This is a genomic window from Actinokineospora sp. NPDC051303 (assembly GCF_055586285.1).
Genome location: NZ_JBVJIN010000027.1, coordinates 26,009 through 43,695 on the forward strand (window position 1 = coordinate 26,009; position 17,687 = coordinate 43,695).

Consider the following 17,687-nt stretch of genomic DNA (forward strand, 5'->3'; position numbering starts at 1 on the left):
CTACTCGTCGTGGCCGAGGGTGATGTCGTGCTCGCCCGGTCGGCCAGCGGTGAGGCGGATCTGGCTGGTGGTGGGCGAGTAGCCGCTGGCGATCACGGTGTAGTCGCCTTCGGCGAGATCGTCGACCAGGTAGTGGCCGTCCGGGTTGGTCGTGGTCACGGTGACGACGTTGCCCGTCGAGTCCAGGACGGTGATTCTCGCGTCGGGCACGGGGTCGCCGGTGGTGGTTCGGGCGGTGCCGGAGAGTTCCGTGCCGCCGACCAGTTCGATGTCGTGGCGGATTTCGCCGGTGGCGGGCACCGTGAGCGGCAGGGCGGCGGGGCGGAATGTCTCCGCGCTCACCACCAAGGTGTACGCGCCCGCGCGGACGCCGCTGAAACGGTAGCTTCCGTCCGAGGCGCTGGGCTGGGTTTCGACCACCTCGCCGCGGGCGTCGGTGAGGGTCACTCTGGCCGTGGTGACCGGAGTGTGGCCGTCCGCGGCCATGACGAAGCCGTGCAGGACGGTCGCGCCAGCCAACGTCACGTCTACAGTGGACTGTCCAGTTCGGACTTTCACGGTGGTCGCCCTCGGCTGGTGGTCCGGCGCCGAGGCGATCAGCACGTAGGAGCCGGGCAGCGGGGCGTCCAGCAGATAGCCGCCGTCGTCGCCCGCGCCGGTGCGGCCGACCTGGTGGCCGTCGGCGTCGATCAGGGTCAGGGCGGCGCCGGGCAGCGCCGAGCCGTCCGGCCGACGCACCTGGCCGCGCAGGCCAGGGGGTGAGCCAGCCGCGCTGACTCGCAGCGCCGAAGGCTGGAACGCCAGGAAACCGTTGCTGTGCTCCCCATCCGGGGTCTTGTCGTCCTTCGGCGGCTCGGCAGGCGCCGCCGCGCCCTCCAGCGCGGCGCTCTGGATGCCGCTGGTCATCCGCAGCGGGATCTCCTTGATGAACAGCGACACCACGAACGCCAGGCTCATCACGCAGGCGCCGACCAGGAACACCAGGTGGATCGACTCGACAAAACCCTGCTGGAACGGCAGCGCCAGCCGCGGGTCGACCTTGAGCAGGAACGACGAGTCCTGCAAGACCGCGCCACCCCCGCCGCCTTCCAGCGCGGCGAAAACGGGCTGGTTGACCGGGTTCGCGCGCACCGCCGGGTCGGCGATCGCGGCCTGGAACTCCGGATTCGCCGCCGCGGCGCGGAAAGCGGAGCCGATGTTGTCCGCGACCGTGCTGAACAGCAGCGACAGGAACACCGCCACACCCAGGGTTCCGCCGAGCTGCCGGAAGAACGTCGCCGACGCGGTGGCCACTCCCATGTCCCGGAACGGCACCGCGTTCTGCGCGGCCACGGTCAGCGTCTGCATGCAGTTGCCCAGGCCGAGGCCGAACACCGTCATGTAGACGATCGGCTGCCACAGCGGCGACTCGACCCGCACGGTGTGGAACAGCAGCAGGCCGGTGACCAGCAGCGCCGAGCCGATGATCGGGAACACCTTGTAGTGCCCGGTGCGCGAGGTGATCTGCCCCGAGGTCACCGAGGCGATCATGATGCCGAGCATCATCGGCACCATCATCAGCCCGGCGTCGGTGGGCGTCATGCCGCGCACGATCTGCAAATACTGCGGCACCATGGAGATCCCGCCGAACATGCCGACACCCAGGATCGTCCCGGCGATGATCGTCATGGCGAACGTCGAGGTGCGGAACAGCCGCAGCGGGATCAGCGCCTCGTCCTTCATCGCGCGCTCCACCAGCAGGAACGCGATCAGGCCGACGAACCCGATGCCGTAGCAGGCCAGCGCCCTGGTCGAGCCCCAGCCCCATTCGCGCCCCTGCTCGGCCACGATCAGCAGCGGCACCACGGTGACCGACAGGAAGACCGCGCCGAAGTAGTCGATGCGGTGGTCGTGGCGCTGGTGCGGGATGTTGAGGACCTTGGTGACCACGAACAGCGCGACCACGCCGATCGGCACGTTCACCAGGAACACCCAGCGCCAGCCGGTGATGCCCAGGATCTCGCCCTGCCCGGCGAAGAACCCGCCGATGACCGGCCCGAGCACGCTGGACGTGCCGAACACGGCCAGGAAGTAGCCCTGGTACTTGGCCCGCCGCCGGGGCGGCACGATGTCGGCGATGATCGTCAGCGCCAGCGACATCAGCCCGCCCGCGCCGAGCCCCTGGAGCGCGCGATAGGCCGCCAGCTCGTACATCGACGTGGCCAGCGTGCAGGCGAGCGACCCGACGATGAAGATCGTGATCGCGGTGATGAAGAACGGCTTGCGGCCGTAGATGTCGGAAAGCTTGCCATAGAGCGGGGTCGTGATCGTGGACGTGATCAGGTACGCGGTCGTGGCCCACGCCTGCAGACTCAGGCCGTTGAGGTCGTCAGCGATGGTCCTGATCGAGGTGCCGACGATGGTCTGGTCGAGCGCGGCCAGGAACATGCCGAGCATCAGGCCGGACAGGATCACCAGGATCTGCCGGTGGCTCAGGCCGGAATCCTCCTGTGCTGCGTGCTTCGCCGGGGCGGTGGCGGCGGTCATGCTGGCTCCCCCAGATGGTTCTCAGTGCTGTAATTCTCGATATCGGTGTTGAGGCGGCCGAGCAGGCGCACCAGCGCGCGCCGGTCGTCGGCGGGCCAGGGCGCGAGCAGCCGGGCGATCTGCCGGGTGCGGCGCGCCCGGGTCTCGGCGAACACCCGGTTGCCCTCGGCGGTCGGCATGAGCACGCAGGCCCGGCCGTCCTCCGGGTCGGCGCGCCGCTCGACCAGGCCGTGCGCGACGAGCGCGCTGATCTGCCTGCTCACCGTCGACGGGTCGGAGTGCATGGCCTCGGCGAGCGCGTTCGCGCGCAGCGGCCCGACCTGCACGAGCGTGGCGAGCAGGGCGTAGTTGGAGCGCTCGACGGCGTCGCGCGAGCCGGTGGTGAAGTGCTGCTTCGCGTGGTTGCTCAGCCGCAGGAAGCGCACGAGTTGGTGGCCGAGCTCATCGGCCGTCGCCAGGTCCTCGGGGATCGTCTCCGCCATGCCGTGTCCTTGGTTGCACTCTACAACTGGTTGCGTTGGCCAAGCATGTTCTTTTCTCGGCGTGATCGCAAGCCACTAGTGAGCACTCAACCCCGTCAGGCGGCGAGGACCTCCTCAAGAGCGCCACGGAGGAATTCCCCGGCATACCGGATGGCCAAACGACCTTCCGGCACCAGCGGGGAAAACGCCGGGAAGGCGTGCACCTGACCGGGCCACACCTGCAACTCGCAGTGCGCCCCCGCCCGGCGCATCGCGGCCGCCATCCGCTCGGAATCACCCAACAGGCACTCGGTGTCACCCGCCTGGATGAGCATCGGCGGCCACCGCCGCTTGCTGCCCTTGAGCACGGCCAGTCTCGGATGAGTGACGCCGAACTCGCCCGCGTAATGGGCCGCCGCCTCCCGCGCGCGGTCCGGCGGGATGTACGGGTCGCGGCACGCGGCGTCCCGCTCGTCCAGGTCCGCGCAGGTCAGGTCGAGGAACGGGGAGAACAGCACCGCCGCGCCCGGCATGGCCATCCGCTGCCGGGTCAGATCGGCCAGCAGGCCCGCGGTCAGATGCCCGCCCGCCGAGTCGCCCGCCACGACCACGCGGTTCGCCGGATAGCCCTGGTCGAGCAGCCAGCGGTACGCGGCGAGCGCGTCGTCGGCCGCGGCCGGGAACGGGTGCTCGGGCGCGCGCCGGTAGTCGAGCAACAGCACCGGCAGGCCCGAAGTCTGCGACAGGCACGCGGCGAGGTGCCGGTGCGTGCGCAGCGAGCCGAACACGAAACCGCCGCCGTGCAGGTACAGGACCGCGCCCGCGCTCTCGTCGGCGTCCCGGGCGCAGATCCACAGCCCAGCCACGTCCCCGTAGCCGTGCGGCTCGGACACCGCGCGGACCTTGGTGCCCCTGGGCAGCGGCGTGAACCCGGTCGCGTCGAACGCCTCCCGCACGAACCGCAGGTGCGCGCCCTGGAGCGTGATCCGGTCGCCGATGGGGCGGATGCTCCTGATCAGGAACCTGGCCAGCGCCTTCGCCTGCACGCTCGGCCCCGGCATGGTGTCAGCCATGTTCCCTCCCCGAAGGTGTCGCCAGTGACACCCAACACATCAACTGTAAGTCACTGATCGAGGGACCGCCGACGGTTTGAACGTCCCAATTCGGTGACGGGCGAAGGACTACGGTTACCCATGTGCACACACATGCCCTGCTGGCGCGGCTGCGGGCCGCGCTCGGCGACGACGGCGTGCTGACCGATCCCGACGTCACCGCGGGCTACGAACGCGACATGATGCCGCTCGCGCCGCACGGCGCGCCGCTGGCCGTCGCCCTGCCCGCGACCACAGAACAGGTGCAAGAGGTCGTGCGGGCATGCGCGGAGCACGGCGTGCCGATCGTGCCGCGCGGCGCGGGCAGCGGCCTGTCCGGCGCGGCCAACGCCATCGCGGGCTGCGTGGTGCTCGCGACCACCCGGATGAACCGGATCCTGGAGGTCGACCCGGACAACCGGCTCGCCGTGGTCGAACCCGGCGTGGTCAACCTCGACCTGCGCGGCGCCGTCGAGAAACACGGCCTGTTCTACCCGCCCGACCCATCCAGCTACGACTGGTGCACCATCGGCGGCAACCTCGCCACCAACGCGGGCGGGCTGTGCTGTGTGAAGTACGGGGTGACCACGGACTCCGTGCTCGGCCTGCGCGTCGTCCTCGCCGACGGCGAACTGCTCACCACCGGCCGCCGCACCGTCAAAGGCGTCGCGGGCTACGACCTGACCAGGCTGTTCGTCGGCAGCGAAGGCACCCTCGGCGTCATCACCCAAGCCACCGTCGCGCTGCGCCCGCTCCCGCAGGCCCCCGGCACCCTGGTCGCCGCGTTCGGCTCGACGGCGGCCGCGGGCGCCGCGGTCACCCGGGTCGTGCGGGAGGGCGTCGTGCCGTCCCTGATGGAGATCATGGACGCGGTGTCCATCGAGGCCGTCGAGACGCACCTGAAGACCGAACTCGGCGCGGGCAAGGGCTGCGCCGCCCTGCTGATCTGCCAGTCCGACTCCGGCGGCGAGGCCGCGCACCGGGACCTGGCCGCCATCGAGCAGGTCTGCCGCGACGCCGGGGCCGAACTGGCGCACACCACCTACGACCTGGCCGAAGGCGCCCTGCTGCTCACCGCCCGCCGCGCCGTCCTCACCGCGCTGGAGGTCTACGGCGCGTGGCTGACCGACGACGTGTGCGTCCCCCGGACCCGCATCGCGGACCTGATCGCGGGCTGCGCCCGGATCAGCGCCGACGTCGGCCTGCGCGTCGCCGTCGTCGGCCACGCTGGCGACGGCAACATGCACCCCACCATCGTCTACGACCCTGCCTCGGCCGACGAGTTCGCCCGCGCCCGCCGCGCCTTCGACGCCATCCTGGCCCTGGGGCTAAGCCTGGGCGGCACGGTCACCGGCGAACACGGCATCGGCAAGATCAAACGCGACTGGCTCGCCCGCGAGATCGGCCCCATCGGCCTGCGCGCGCACCGCGCGATCAAGCGGGCGCTCGACCCGGAGAACCTGTTCAACCCCGGCTCCATGTTCGATCTTGCATAGGGGGGTTGTCAGCGCGCTAACGTCGACGTCAGTAAGAAGTTGATCGCGGGCTGACAGAACGGCGAGACGATGGACCAACAGCATTTCGCCACGGCCACCGAGGTCTGCCGACGCCTGTCGGGCAGGCTCTCCGATGACGTCGTGGGTGTCGTCCAAGCCCAGTTCTTCGCGGGCGAAACCGAGATCGCCCTCTCGGCGCTGCTGCTGAACCTGCACTACGAAGGCGTCGCCATCACCGCGGACGAGGCCGCCCTCATCCGGGCCCTGTTCCCCGACGGCGACGACCTCGCCGCCATCCCGGTGGCCGACACCCCGCCCCCGCTGGCGTACCGGTTCAGCCCCACCGCCCCAGAGGACGCCCCCAACCCGATCGCGGCCGACGAAGTCGTCGCCACCGAAGCCGCGCTTCTCGGCGCCCGCCGCGTCCGCAGAGCCTGGCGCGACCCCCTCCCGGAAGCCGCCAACCCACCCACCTGGGTCTACCTGGTCCAAGTCGGCGCGGGCGTGAGCGAACTGCGCGCGCACAACGCCATCACGTCCCGACTATGGGTGCGCAACCAGGAGAAATGGCCAGTGGAAGTGCTGGTCGAGGGCACGCTGCTACCCCCATACCAGGCGGCGGCCGTCACCGCCGCCCAGCAAATCTGGGCCGCCTAGGCGACCGGCCCGCTCTCCCGCTTGCGCTCCCGGCGCGCCTTCACGACCTCGATGATGATCGGCACGATCGAGATGAACACGATCAGCAGGATCATCGCCTCAAGGTTGTCGTGCACGAACGGGATCTGCCCAAGGAAATACCCCAGCACAGTCACCCCAGTCGCCCACAGCACCGCGCCGACCGCCGAGTACACGAAGAACTTCCGCTGGTCCATCCGCCCGACACCCGCGATCGCGGTGATGAACGTCCGCACGATCGGCACAAACCGCGCCAACACGATCGCCCTCGGCCCGTACTTCTCGAAGAACGCGTGCGTCTTGTCGACATGCTCCCGCTTGAACAGCTTCGAGTCCGGCTTGTTGAACAACGCCGGACCCGCCTTCGCGCCGATGTAGTAGCCGACGACGTTGCCCACGAACGCGCAGACGGTCAGCAGCACGCACACGACCCACAACGGCGTCGAGATGAAGTCCTTCGCGACGAACAGGCCCGCGGTGAACAGCAGCGAGTCACCGGGCAGGAAGAAGCCCAGGAGCAGGCCGCACTCGGCGAAGATGATGAGGCAGAGGCCGGGCAGCAGGAAGGGGCCCAGGCCGCGGAGGATTACCTCTGGGTCCAGCCAGGAGGGCAGCAGGGCCAGGTTCAGGGGGAGGTCGGCAGCGCGCACGCCCACAAGGTACAGGGGGCGGCTGTGCGCTTTCTGTGCCGTGTGGGCTTGGGGGCTTGCTCGATGGGGTGAATTGGTTTCCGGGGGCTGGTTGCTTGCTGTCTGCTCGATGGGGTGGAGTGGTTTCTTTGGGGCCCCTACGAAGGAAGATCCCGTCGTGGGAAAGACGGGTGGGGAGCCTTCGGCCCCACGACCACGGCGAGTTTAGGGATCTTCCTTCACCCCCAAAGAAACCACTCCACCCCATCGAGCACTGGGCGAGCGCGGGTTCGGCTTCGTGGGGGGCGGGTTCGCTGGTCGGTCCGGCCCATCGAGCACCTGGTGGGCGCGGGTTCGGCCTGGCAGGAGGCGGGTTTGCTGCTCGCCCCCGCCGAGCACCTGGCGGGGGTTTCCGCCTGGCGGGCTGGAGGCTCAGAGCAGGGTCAGGAAGCCGACTACCGCGCCTGCTGCCAGGCCGAGTAGCAGGGCGAGCATCAGTACCCACCACGCGCGCGGGGGTGGGGGCGTGGGCTCCTGGTGGGGTGGTGGGTCGGGCTGGGTGAGGGGGAGGTCGTTGTTGGAGAGCAGGCCGTAGCCGGAGACGGTGGCTTCGGGGAGAGGGGTGCGGGCCGCTTGTGCGCGTAATGCCTCGGTGAGGAGGCGTTCTGGGTCGGCCTCGGTCATGGGGTGACGGTAACCCAGGTTCCTTGGCGGAGGACTGCTGTGGTGTGCAGGGTTTGGTCCAGCAGGACTACGTCCGCTGCCAGGCCCGTTGTGAGGCTGCCGGTTGTGGTGGATAGGCCCAGCAGGGCTGCGGGGTGGGTGGCGGTCGCGGTGACGGCTTCCGGGATTGATAGGCCGCAGGTGGTGACCAGGTTGCGGAAAGCTGTGTCCATGGTGAGGGAGCTGCCTGCCAGTGCGGTGCCACCCGCGAGGGTGGGCACGCCGTTTGTCACCACCACCGCTAGGCCGCCGACCTCATAGGTGCCGTCGCCCGCGCCCGCTGCCGCGATCGCGTCGGTTACCAGGACTGTGCGGGTGGGGCCCGCGTGGCGGGCGGCGAGGCGGACGACAGTTGGGGTCAGGTGCGCCAGATCGCAGATCAGTTCCACGGTGACCCGTTCGTCGTCCAGGAGTGCGCCCACTGGGCCGGGGTCGCGGTGGTGCAGGGGGCGCATCCCGTTGAACAGGTGGGTGGCCACCGTCGCCCCGGCTTCGACAGCGGGGCGGACTTGGGCCTCGGTCGCGTCCGTGTGGCCGATCGCGGCTAGTGCGCCGGTGTCGACGATGCGGTGGACCGCGTCGACCGAGCCGGGGAGTTCCGGGGCCAGGGTCACCATCCGCACGGTGCCCCGGCCCGCGCTGAGTAGTGCGTCGACCGCATCCGGGTCCGGTGGGCGCAGGATGGCTGGGTCGTGGGCGCCGCAGCGGGCGGTGGAGAGGAACGGGCCCTCCAGGTGGACCCCGGCGAGCACGCCGTCCTCGACCAGTTCGCGCAGGGCCGCGACCTGGTCCGCCAACTCGGGCACCGGGCGGGACACCAGGCTGGCGAGCAGGGTCGTGGTGCCGTGCCGGGCGTGGGTGTCGACGGCGACGCGGGCGCGGGCCGGGTCGGCGCACATGAACGTTTGGCCGCCGCCGCCGTGGCAGTGGATGTCGATGAAACCCGGCACCACCCAGCCGCCGCCCGCGTCGACCCATTCGTCCGCGCGTGGCGGCTCACCCGTGCCGATGGCGGCGATGCGGCCGTTCTCGGCCAGCAGCCAGCCGTCGTCCAGCACGCCGTCCGGGGTGACGAGCCTGCCGCCCGCGATGAGCCGTCCTGCCATGGTGGACCTCCAGGCGTGCGCGCGTGGAGTGCAGTGTATTGGTCTAAACCGCGAGTGGTCTGAACCAAAACGGCCCCGATGGGGGGACCTACGGGGTGTTCATGATCTTCTGCAGGGCTTCGAGCGCACGGCTGGCCGTCGACTTCACGGTGCCCTTGGAGATGCCCGCGGCCTCGGCGATCTCGGCTTCGGTGAGGTTGCCGTAGTACCGCAGCACCAGCACCTCCCGCTGCCGCGGCGGCAACTGCGATAGCGCCTTCACCACGCTCTGGTGCTCCGCGGTCAGCATCGCCAGACTCTCCGCCGACCGCGCGTTCACCGCGTGCGGCGGCGTGTACTCACGTGCCGTCTTACGCCTACGCAGCACACTGCGCGAACCGTTGACCACCGCCGTGCGCAGATACCCGACCGCCGCGGCCGAATCCCGCAGACCACCCCAGTTGCGGTGCAGCCCGGTGAACGCCTCCTGCACCACGTCCTCAGCTGTCGCGGGCTCGTCCACCAGCAACAACGCCAACCGGACAAGCCGCATCCGGTGCGTGCGGTAGAGGTCTTCCAGGGTCAGCGGCGCCTCAGGCTGCGGCGGGGGCGCGCTCTTGAGGTCGATGGCCCGCAACCGGGTCAGCGTGTGCTCGACGCTGCGCTCCGCGTTGCCTTCCGCTGGCTGCCCCTGCGCGCCGAGGAACCCCCGCGCCGGAGGGTAGTCACCTGGTTGCACGCCATCCCCTGCCACGGATAAACCCTACCGTTCGCACCGAGCGAACACACCGCCCGACGGGGCAGAAACCCACCTTGCGATCATGGCCGCATGACCTGGTTCACCGTGGACACCCGCTACGTCGAAGACCGCGACCTCCTGGCGGCCGTCCGCCCCGCGCACCGCGACTACATCGCGGGCCTGGTCGAGACCGGCCAAGTGATCGCCGCGGGCCCCTGGGCCGACGACCTGGGCGGCTTCTTCGTCGTCAAGACCACCGACCGCGCCGAACTGGACAACCTCCTCGCCGAAGACCCATACACCACCGAAGGCGTCGCCGCCGACCGCGCGATCCGCGAATGGAAGATCCTGCTGGGCCCCTGGGCTGGCTGACCGATCAGCTTTGGCTCCCGGCCAACTGCTCGTCAAGCTTCCGCACAGCGTCGGAACCGTCCCACGGCTTCAGGGCGGCACGGGTGTGGCGCAGCCGTTGGCGCAGGCGCATGGATTGATTTCGGGTGGTCGCTTCGATGACGTCGCCCATGACCAGGGCGGCGGCGTCGGGTTCCTGGAGCTGGATGTGCGCGTCGGCGAGGTAGAGCATTGTGTAGGCATTGTCGCGCACCCGCTCCCCGCCTTGTCGCGCGAGCGAGCTGTGTGCTTCCGCCGCCGCGTCGCGGGGACGGCCGAGCGCCAGGAAGCATTTTGCCTTGGTGCTTGAAAGCAGGCCATCGTTGTAGAAGTAGGCCAATGATTGGGGATTGGTTTCCGGCGTGGCCGCGTTGAGGGCTTTTTCGGCCTCGTCGAGCGCTTCCAGACACGGGGAAACTTGTCCGTCCTCAGCGTAGGCCCGGGCGATTTCGTCTGCGGTGAGAGCCTGTAGCAGCGCGTCGCCGCTTCGTTCCGCGCCTTTGCGGGCCGCTTCCGCGTAATCTATGGCGCGGTATGCGTTCCCTTCCGCCCGAGCCGTGTAGCTCATCCGGCTGAGCACGAAACTGGCCAACGCCGGGTCTCGCGTTTCGTGCGCGGACAGGCGGGCCTGCTCCATATGCCGGTGAGAATCCTGATAACTTCGGCTGTCCGTGTGCAGCCATCCGGCCAGGTCTGAGAGCTTGCTCTGAGTCGACAGCAACTTCGGCCGAAGGTGGTCGCGGCAGTGGGGAAGCATCGTCTGCGTGAGCGCGATTTGCGCGAGCACGGTGGGGAGCGCGGCTTGTCCCCCGAGTGGTGTGTCGTCTTGTCGTCGGCAGGACCAGTAGATGGTTTCGATGTGCTCAATCACTTGCTCGTCCACCCGACGAGGGGTGGCGATGGTTTTGGCCACGCGTTCTTGTTCGTCGGTGTTCAGGTTTGCGGCCAACGGTGAGCCTGCGGTGGCGACTGTCCAGCCGAGTAGTTGCAGAAGTTCGCGACGTTTCATGCTGTCCATCCAATGGTGGATCAAGGCCGTCAGTTGCTCGTTCGTGCTGTTGCTTTGCGGCTCGGCTGGGTCCTCGTTCGCTAGCAGGGTTTCGAGTTCGCGGAGGGTGAGGCCGAGTAGGCGGGCCAGCTTTGGCCGCAGGTAGGGCAGGGGTTCGTGTTTGCCGGATTCCCAGGTGTGGATGGCGGTGCGGTCGATGTGCAGTTCCTCGGCGAGGCGTTCCTGGGTGTAGCCCGCCGCTTTGCGGGCCCGGGCAAGTCGGTCGCGTCGTGCCGCCATGCCGTCCAGTCTCGCATACCTGTCACGCACGGCGTATGACTCGTTACCGCTGGTCAGAGCGGGCATCCCCACATCTGGCCAACCCTCGGCCGCCGAGATGCCGGAACCTGCCCTCTGGGGCCGCGATGCCGGAACCGGGAAAGTCGGTCGTGGACACCCCCTGTTGTCGCCGAGCGAGAGTCGATCGGATGCCGAACTCTGTGATCACTGAAGCCGATGCCATCGCCCGCGTGCCGGAGTTGCGCGCGTTGTCCGCCGCGCGGGACCACGGATGGAGATTTCACCTGCTTACCAAAGACGACCTCGCGGTTGGTGTCGCGGCGAGTCGCGGGCGGGGGCGGCACACCGACGCGGTGTTCGTCTTCGGGCGGGAGGTGGTGGGGTTGCGCGTGGTGCCCGACGACGACCTCATCGTGTGGATGACGCACGGCACCGCGGTGGCCGAGGTCGCCCGGGAGCTCGCTGAGATTCCCGCGCCGGGTGAGCCGGGAGCGCCGCGCGAGGGCATTCCGGTGAGCGTGTTGTTGCCGGACTCGCCCCAGGATCGTGTTCTGGAGACCGTGTCGGGGGGTGCGCTGTGAGCGCGGGCGGGACGGGACTCGTCGTTCCCTATGTCTCCAGTTGGAGCGAGGAGCACTGGGACGACCTGCCGCACCTTGTGGAGCGGCCCGGCGGCGGGATCGGTTATGCCGACGAGACGTCCGGCGACCGCGACAGCATGGGCGTCCTCTGGGACCGGCCCACGGACGGGCGGGGGCACGGCACGCCGCGGTTCGCCACGATGCACCCGGTGCGCCAGCGCAAGGCGATGCGCGGGCTGCTCTGCCAGGTCTGCGGCGCCCCGGCGGACCTCACCGACCACGGCGTCCTGTGGCTGCTCCCCGACACCGGCGAACCGTGGCCGCCGGAGGTCCTAGTAGACGAGCCGCCGATCTGCCTGCCCTGCGCGCGCCAGTCGGTGACCGTCTGCCCTGCGCTGCGGAAGGGGCACATCCTGCTGGGGGTGGAATCGTTCGCCCTTGTCGGGGTCGACGGGGTCCGTTACCAGGCGGGACAGCCTGGCCCGGTGCCCGTCGAGCGGCGCGTCGTGCCCTTCACCGACCCCGCCATCGCCTGGACGCTCGCGGGGAAGCTGGTCCGCGAACTCGGGGACCGCACGGTCTTGGACCTCTAGTACGTTCCGCCGAGTTTGCGGTGGTCCCAGGAGACGACCTTGGTCGGGGTGAACACCAGGCCGACCCGCTTGGCCGCCTGCGCCCGGACGAACTGGGACGCGGCCGTGGCCGCTTCCTCGCTGCCGGTGTAGCGCAGGGTCAGGGCGGCGCCGATGGCGGTGATCCGCTCGGTGTCCTCAACGATCTCGACGTCGCATTCCAGGGAGACACCGCGCAACTGGTCGTAGGAGTCACCTGCCTCGACCAGGAGGGTGGCCTGCGGCAGGCGCCGCAGGTTGGCCGCCTTCTGGGACGAGCCGTACGTCCAGGTGGACAGGGTGTCGCCGTCGGGGATGTACCAGAGCGGGGCGAGGTGGGGCCTGCCGCCGGGGCCGATGGTGGCCACGGCGACGACCCGCTCCGCGCCCAGGAACTCCCGGACCTCGTCGGGAGTCATCGTGATCTGGTCCCGCTTCGACACCGCTGTCTCCCTTGGTCCTACCGCGTGGCCGCGGGCTTGCGCACCGCGGCGGCTCCGCCCGCGCCGACCGGGCGGGAGGAGACCTCGGCGCCGCGCTGGGCGATGTCGGCCAGCGCCGCCTTGTCGGCCTTGGCGACGAGGTTGCCGCGCAGTTTGCCACCGATCTCGATCACCGGCGGGAGGAACGCGCGGACCAGCTTGAGCAGCCCCACCCAGCCGGGGACGTGGATCGACCGGTCGCGGCGCAGCACGCCCCGCTCCAGCGCGTCCAGCGCCAGCGGCACCGGGTGGGTCTTGCCGATCGGGCCGGGCATCGCCGAGCGCAGCGGGCCGAAGACCGGGTGCTCGTCGGCGCCGTGGACCAGGTCGGTCGCGATCCAGGACGGGTGCGCGACGCCGACCTTGACGCCCAGGTGGCGGACCTCGGCGCGCAGGCTGTTGGCGAACGCCTCCACGCCAGCCTTCGACGCGGCGTAGGCGGCCATCGCGGGGGCGTGGGTGATCGCGGCGAGCGAGGACACCACCAGCACGTAGCCCTTGCGGTCGATGACGTGCGGCAGCGTGGTCCGCACGGTGCGCCAGACGCCGAGCAGGTCGACCTCGATGGTGCGCTCGAAGGCGGCCGGGTCGATGGAGCGGATGAAGCCCGCCGCGGCGATGCCCGCGTTGGCGACCACGATGTCGATGCCGCCGAAGCGCTCGACCACGCCGGCGACCGCCGTTTCGAGCGCGGCCCAGTCGGTGACGTCGGCGGTGAACACGGCGGCGTCCGGCCCGCATTCGGCGGCGACCGCGGCCATCTCCGCCGGTTCGAGTCCGACCAGGGCGACCTTGGCCCCTCGGGCGGCGAGCCGCTTGGCCAGACCGGCGCCGAGGCCGCGGGCCGCGCCGGTGATCAGGATGACCTTGCCTTTGACGCTCTGCTCACGGGCCAGCAGGTTCGTCACGCCCATCGGTGCCTCCAGGAAACGGAATGTTCCGGCACCGTACCCCAACTTACCGTGAGTAAGCTACCGCGAGTAACAGGTAATTCGGCGGCGGCCCGACACCCGGCCGAGTGGTTCGCGCCCCGTTTCGGCCCACAGGCGCTACAGTTCGTAAAAAGGCGAACAACCTGGAGGCGGGATGACAGTCGAACTGGGCCGAATCGGGATCTGGAGCCTGGCCTTCCTCTGGCCCGACCAGGAGGAAGTCGCCGCTGAGCTGGAAGAACTCGGCTTCGGCGCGCTGTGGCTCGGCGCGCTGCCCGACGCCGACCTCGGCCTCGTGGAACGGCTGCTCGACGGCACCAAGACCATGGCCATCGGCCCCAGCATCGTCAACATCTGGACCGCCGCTCCCGCCGCGGTCGCCACCGAGTACGACCGCATCACCACCCGCCACCCCGGCCGGTTCATCCTCGGCGTCGGCAACAGCCACAAACCCCTCGTGGAGGCCGCGACAGACCAGGTCTACGAGCGCCCGCTCAGCAAGCTCGCCGACTACCTCGACCAGCTCGCCGTGCCCGCGCGGGACGTCGCCGTCGCCGCCCTCGGCCCCAAAGCCGTCCAGCTCGCGGGCGAACGCAGCCGCGGCGCCCTGCCCTACCTGGTGACCCCCGAACACACCGCGCAGGCCCGCGACATCCTCGGCGACGGGCCGCTGCTCGCCCCCGAGCAGCACGTCCTGCTGGAAAGCGACCCCCGGCGGGCACGCGAAATCGCCCGCGAAGCCCTCGACATGTACCTCAAACTGCCCAACTACGTGCGCAACTGGCGCAGGCTCGGGTTCAGCGAAGACGACGTCAAAGGCAGCGACCGCCTGATCGACGCCCTAGTCGCCTGGGGCGACGAGGACGCCGTCCTCGCCCGCGTCAACGAGCACTTCGCCGCCGGGGCCGACCACGTGGCGCTGCAAGTGATCACCCCCGGCGGCGGGCTCGACCGGGCGGCTTACCGGAGGTTTGCCGCCGCGATCGGGTGATTTTCAGTCGGTGACGTCGACGCCGTTCCAGAACGCCACATAGCCCTTGATCTCGGCCGCGGCGGGCTTGGGATCCGGGTAGTACCAGACGGCGTCGACGTTGTCCTGCCCGTCGACATGGAGCGTGTAGTAACTCGCTGTGCCCTTCCACGGGCACACCGACGTGGACTCCGACGGGCGCAGGTACTGCTGGTGCACTGAATCGATGGGGAAATAGTGGTTGCCTTCGACGATCTTTGTGTCGTCGCTCTCAGCGATGATCGCGCCGTTCCAGGTAGCGGTGGCCATAGGGCCAGTCTGCCCAAGACGGGCGGCGGTCGCTGCTCGTAGGATGCGCCAGAACGGCGCAGGCCCACCCCGAGGAGGACCACAGATGCCCATCGCCACACCCGAGGTCTACGCGGAGATGCTGGACCGGGCCAAGGCGAACGAGTTCGCTTACCCCGCCATCAACGTGACCTCGTCGGAGACACTGAACGCCGCGCTGCGCGGGTTCGCCGAAGCCGAGAGCGACGGCATCATCCAGGTGTCGACCGGCGGCTCGGAGTTCGCCTCCGGCACCAAGGTCAAGGACATGGTCACCGGCGCGGTCGCGCTGGCGGAGTTCGCGCACGTGGTCGCCGAGAAGTACCCGGTGAATGTCGCCCTGCACACCGACCACTGCCCCAAGGACAAGCTCGACGGCTTCGTCCGCCCGCTGATCGCGCTCAGCCAGGAACGCGTCGACGCGGGCAAGAACCCGCTGTTCCAGTCGCACATGTGGGACGGCTCGGCGGTGCCGCTGGAAGAGAACCTGCAGATCGCCGCCGACCTGCTGGAAAAGGCCGCGAAGGCGCGGATCGTGCTGGAGATCGAGGTCGGCGTCGTCGGCGGCGAAGAGGACGGCGTCGCCAACGAGATCAACGACAAGCTCTACACCTCCGCCGAGGACTACCTCAAGACCGTCGACGCCCTCGGCACCGGCGAGAAGGGCCGCTACCTGCTGGCCGCGACCTTCGGCAACGTGCACGGCGTCTACAAGCCGGGCAACGTGAAGCTGCGCCCGGAGATCCTCAAGCAGGGCCAGGAAGTCGTCGCCGAGAAGCTCGGCCTCGGCGCCGACGCCAAGCCGTTCGACCTGGTCTTCCACGGCGGCTCCGGCTCCCTGCTTGAGGAAATCCACGAGGCGGTGTCCTACGGCGTCATCAAGATGAACATCGACACCGACACCCAGTACGCCTTCACCCGCCCCATCGCCGCGCACATGTTCACCAATTACGACGGCGTCCTCAAAATCGACGGCGAGGTCGGCAACAAGAAGACCTACGACCCGCGCAGCTACCTCAAGGCCGCCGAGCAGGCCATGGCCGCCCGCATCACCCAGGCGTGTGAACATCTCAAGAGCGCGGGCCGCATGATCGCGGGCTGACCTCGGCTTTCGCTATTTCGCCCACCCCGCCGCCTCCGAGTTATCCACAGGCCCCACCCCGCCCCCTTGGCCCCGCCGACCTGCGCCGATACGCTGGAGCGGGGCCAGCCCCCCAGGGACGGGTGGGGGTTGTCGGGTGGGTGCGGGGCCGCGCGAAATTGGCTCGAATGGCTCCGAAAGCGATTTTGTGACGACGGCCCTCCCGGGATTGGGAGGGCCGTTTGTCATTGTGTCTGATTCGATTTTCTGGCCGAACGCCTTTGGGTTTGGAAAGCCCAGGTTTGTCCGGCTCCGAGGGGGTTGTCCGCGTGCCGTTCTGGTCAGGTCGTGGCAGGGGCCAGGGCGGGGCGGCGGTTGATCAGGTTCGCCAGCGGGCGCCCGGCCCACCAGAGGGCGGCGACCAGGGCGAACGTGATCGGCGCCGACCACCAGGCGACCGGTGGGGCGGCGACCAGGACGTCCTGCGCGTACAGCGCGGCATGCCCGAGCACCGTCACCGCCGCCGCGCCCGCCAGCGCCTCGGCGGCGTGCGGCAGGCTCAGCCTGCGCACGACGTCCACGGCGACACCGACGAACAGCAGGTAGAACGGCACCGTCGACGGCGGGAAGTCGCCCAGGACCAGCAGCGGCCAGATCACCGTGCGGTAGGCGACGTACGCGCCCGCGACAGCCGTCGCCGCCCAGGTCCGGCCGATCGTCTTGCCCGCGACCGCCAGAACCAGCGCGGCCACCCCGATGCCCCACATCGGATACACCCAGTCGGGGATCGGCAGGGCGAAATGCTTGATGGCCTCGTAGTCGACCGACCGGCCGAGCTGCTCGGCCGCGAACTCCAGCAGACTGCGCTCGGCGTAACAGGTGCTCGGATCGAGAACGCCATTCGGGAGGCAGGACGCCAGCTCCAGCACCCCATACTCCTGCTGCCCATTGGGGAACAGCGTGTTCTCCAGGAAGAACACCCACAACGCGCCCAGCACCCACGGCCGCGCCCGGCCACCCGGCCCCGCGGCGAGCCAGCCGTCGATCAGGCCCACGATCATCACCGCGGTGCCCAAGTAGAGCAGCGCGTGCGACGGGCTCCACGCGGTCAGGTCGAGGCCGTTGACCCGGTGGTTGATCACGTCGAGCGGCGCGGCGATGAGGAACACCGCCAACCCGCTCTGCAGCAGCCGCTGCGACCGCCGGGTCGCGGCCATGCCGGTGAAGCTGTGGATCGCGACCAGGACGACGGCGATGCCGGTGCCGACACTGTTGATCAAATGCGGCGGAGCCAGGTCGTCGCGCTGGAACTTGAAGTGCCACGACTCGTCCCAGGACGAGCCGAGCATTTTGAACAGCAGCGCCAGCAACCACATCCGGTACGCGAAATGCCACACCCATTCGGGTGTTTCCCGGCCCGCGACGCCGCGCGTCCAGTGCAGCCGGAAGAAGTCCTTGAACTGGCCGACCGGACCCTTGGTGGCCGGGTCGTCGTCGGTAGCTGTCCCCTGGTTCACCGGGCCATCATGACTGCGGCCCCCGACGCGCAGGAAGGGCGGCCCTCATCATTGGGGTGAATTAGGGATATTCCCTTACGGGT

Annotated in this window: 19 protein-coding genes; 7 read left to right on the forward strand and 12 right to left on the reverse strand. The window is 69.5% G+C overall.

All coding sequences use genetic code 11. The features are described from left to right. From ACZ6SD_RS20775 to ACZ6SD_RS20785, 3 genes are all read right to left on the reverse strand, one after another. Entirely contained in the window at positions 1–2,526 is a 2,526-nt protein-coding gene (locus ACZ6SD_RS20775) for an MFS transporter (RefSeq protein ID WP_465318595.1), read from the reverse strand. Beyond that, positions 2,523–3,008 (reverse strand): MarR family winged helix-turn-helix transcriptional regulator, encoded by a 486-nt coding sequence (locus ACZ6SD_RS20780; protein WP_465318596.1) that lies wholly within the window; start codon positions 3,006–3,008, stop codon positions 2,523–2,525. The genes ACZ6SD_RS20775 and ACZ6SD_RS20780 overlap by 4 nt, the downstream gene beginning before the upstream one ends. A 95-nt stretch (positions 3,009–3,103) precedes the next feature. Beyond that, positions 3,104–4,060 (reverse strand): alpha/beta hydrolase, encoded by a 957-nt coding sequence (locus tag ACZ6SD_RS20785; RefSeq protein WP_465318597.1) that lies wholly within the window; start codon positions 4,058–4,060, stop codon positions 3,104–3,106. A 122-nt stretch (positions 4,061–4,182) separates the two neighbouring features. Between ACZ6SD_RS20785 and ACZ6SD_RS20790 the strand changes: the two genes are divergently transcribed. Beyond that, positions 4,183–5,574: an FAD-binding oxidoreductase gene (locus ACZ6SD_RS20790; protein ID WP_465318598.1), complete on the forward strand. Its 1,392-nt coding sequence runs from the start codon at positions 4,183–4,185 to the stop codon at positions 5,572–5,574. A gap of 69 nt (positions 5,575–5,643) precedes the next feature. Continuing rightward, the gene (locus tag ACZ6SD_RS20795) at positions 5,644–6,231 is read left to right on the forward strand and encodes a hypothetical protein (RefSeq protein ID WP_465318599.1); all 588 of its coding nucleotides are present in this window, start codon (positions 5,644–5,646) and stop codon (positions 6,229–6,231) included. On the opposite strand, the gene ACZ6SD_RS20800 is transcribed toward ACZ6SD_RS20795, so the two are convergent. The 4 genes from ACZ6SD_RS20800 to ACZ6SD_RS20815 all read right to left on the reverse strand — a co-directional run bounded on the left by ACZ6SD_RS20800 (position 6,228) and on the right by ACZ6SD_RS20815 (position 9,425). Then, positions 6,228–6,899, reverse strand: coding sequence for a VTT domain-containing protein (locus ACZ6SD_RS20800; protein WP_465318600.1), 672 nt, complete (start codon positions 6,897–6,899; stop codon positions 6,228–6,230). The genes ACZ6SD_RS20795 and ACZ6SD_RS20800 overlap by 4 nt on opposite strands. Before the next feature lie 411 nt (positions 6,900–7,310). Then, a complete protein-coding gene (locus tag ACZ6SD_RS20805; RefSeq protein ID WP_465318601.1) occupies positions 7,311–7,562 on the reverse strand; it encodes a hypothetical protein in 252 nt (83 codons plus the stop codon). After that, positions 7,559–8,707 carry an N-acetylglucosamine-6-phosphate deacetylase gene (nagA, locus tag ACZ6SD_RS20810; RefSeq protein WP_465318602.1) on the reverse strand — a complete coding sequence of 383 codons (1,149 nt, stop codon included), beginning with the start codon at positions 8,705–8,707 and terminating at the stop codon, positions 7,559–7,561. The genes ACZ6SD_RS20805 and nagA overlap by 4 nt, the downstream gene beginning before the upstream one ends. 88 nt (positions 8,708–8,795) lie before the next feature. Next, positions 8,796–9,425 carry a SigE family RNA polymerase sigma factor gene (locus ACZ6SD_RS20815; protein WP_465318665.1) on the reverse strand — a complete coding sequence of 210 codons (630 nt, stop codon included), beginning with the start codon at positions 9,423–9,425 and terminating at the stop codon, positions 8,796–8,798. Between the two features lie 90 nt (positions 9,426–9,515). Here ACZ6SD_RS20815 and ACZ6SD_RS20820 point away from each other — a divergent pair, with 90 nt between their 5' ends. Continuing rightward, on the forward strand, positions 9,516–9,797 hold the full coding sequence (locus ACZ6SD_RS20820; RefSeq protein WP_465318603.1) for a YciI family protein: 282 nt from the start codon (positions 9,516–9,518) through the stop codon (positions 9,795–9,797). Positions 9,798–9,801: 4 nt separating this feature from the next. Here the strand turns inward: ACZ6SD_RS20820 and ACZ6SD_RS20825 are convergent, their stop codons facing one another. After that, positions 9,802–11,103: a helix-turn-helix transcriptional regulator gene (locus ACZ6SD_RS20825; protein WP_465318604.1), complete on the reverse strand. Its 1,302-nt coding sequence runs from the start codon at positions 11,101–11,103 to the stop codon at positions 9,802–9,804. Between the two features lie 188 nt (positions 11,104–11,291). Here ACZ6SD_RS20825 and ACZ6SD_RS20830 point away from each other — a divergent pair, with 188 nt between their 5' ends. Together ACZ6SD_RS20830 and ACZ6SD_RS20835 are read left to right on the forward strand one after the other, a co-directional pair. Then, positions 11,292–11,684: a hypothetical protein gene (locus ACZ6SD_RS20830; protein WP_465318605.1), complete on the forward strand. Its 393-nt coding sequence runs from the start codon at positions 11,292–11,294 to the stop codon at positions 11,682–11,684. Next, positions 11,681–12,277: a hypothetical protein gene (locus tag ACZ6SD_RS20835; protein ID WP_465318606.1), complete on the forward strand. Its 597-nt coding sequence runs from the start codon at positions 11,681–11,683 to the stop codon at positions 12,275–12,277. Before ACZ6SD_RS20830 ends, ACZ6SD_RS20835 begins: the two co-directional genes overlap by 4 nt. Here the strand turns inward: ACZ6SD_RS20835 and ACZ6SD_RS20840 are convergent. Further along, a complete protein-coding gene (locus tag ACZ6SD_RS20840; protein WP_465318607.1) occupies positions 12,274–12,738 on the reverse strand; it encodes a pyridoxamine 5'-phosphate oxidase family protein in 465 nt (154 codons plus the stop codon). The genes ACZ6SD_RS20835 and ACZ6SD_RS20840 overlap by 4 nt on opposite strands. 17 nt (positions 12,739–12,755) lie before the next feature. Beyond that, a complete protein-coding gene (locus ACZ6SD_RS20845; RefSeq protein WP_465318608.1) occupies positions 12,756–13,691 on the reverse strand; it encodes an SDR family oxidoreductase in 936 nt (311 codons plus the stop codon). A gap of 172 nt (positions 13,692–13,863) precedes the next feature. Between ACZ6SD_RS20845 and ACZ6SD_RS20850 the strand changes: the two genes are divergently transcribed. After that, complete coding sequence (locus ACZ6SD_RS20850; protein WP_465318609.1) at positions 13,864–14,700, forward strand: LLM class F420-dependent oxidoreductase; 837 nt, start codon at positions 13,864–13,866, stop codon at positions 14,698–14,700. Positions 14,701–14,703: 3 nt separating this feature from the next. Here ACZ6SD_RS20850 and ACZ6SD_RS20855 read toward each other — a convergent pair whose 3' ends face one another. Next, positions 14,704–14,988, reverse strand: coding sequence for a DUF427 domain-containing protein (locus ACZ6SD_RS20855; protein ID WP_465318610.1), 285 nt, complete (start codon positions 14,986–14,988; stop codon positions 14,704–14,706). An 85-nt stretch (positions 14,989–15,073) separates the two neighbouring features. Here ACZ6SD_RS20855 and fbaA point away from each other — a divergent pair, with 85 nt between their 5' ends. Continuing rightward, positions 15,074–16,108 (forward strand): class II fructose-bisphosphate aldolase, encoded by a 1,035-nt coding sequence (gene fbaA / locus ACZ6SD_RS20860; protein ID WP_465318611.1) that lies wholly within the window; start codon positions 15,074–15,076, stop codon positions 16,106–16,108. Positions 16,109–16,428: 320 nt separating this feature from the next. Here fbaA and ACZ6SD_RS20865 read toward each other — a convergent pair whose 3' ends face one another. Continuing rightward, entirely contained in the window at positions 16,429–17,604 is a 1,176-nt protein-coding gene (locus ACZ6SD_RS20865) for a hypothetical protein (RefSeq protein WP_465318612.1), read from the reverse strand. Between the last annotated feature and the right edge of the window lie 83 nt (positions 17,605–17,687).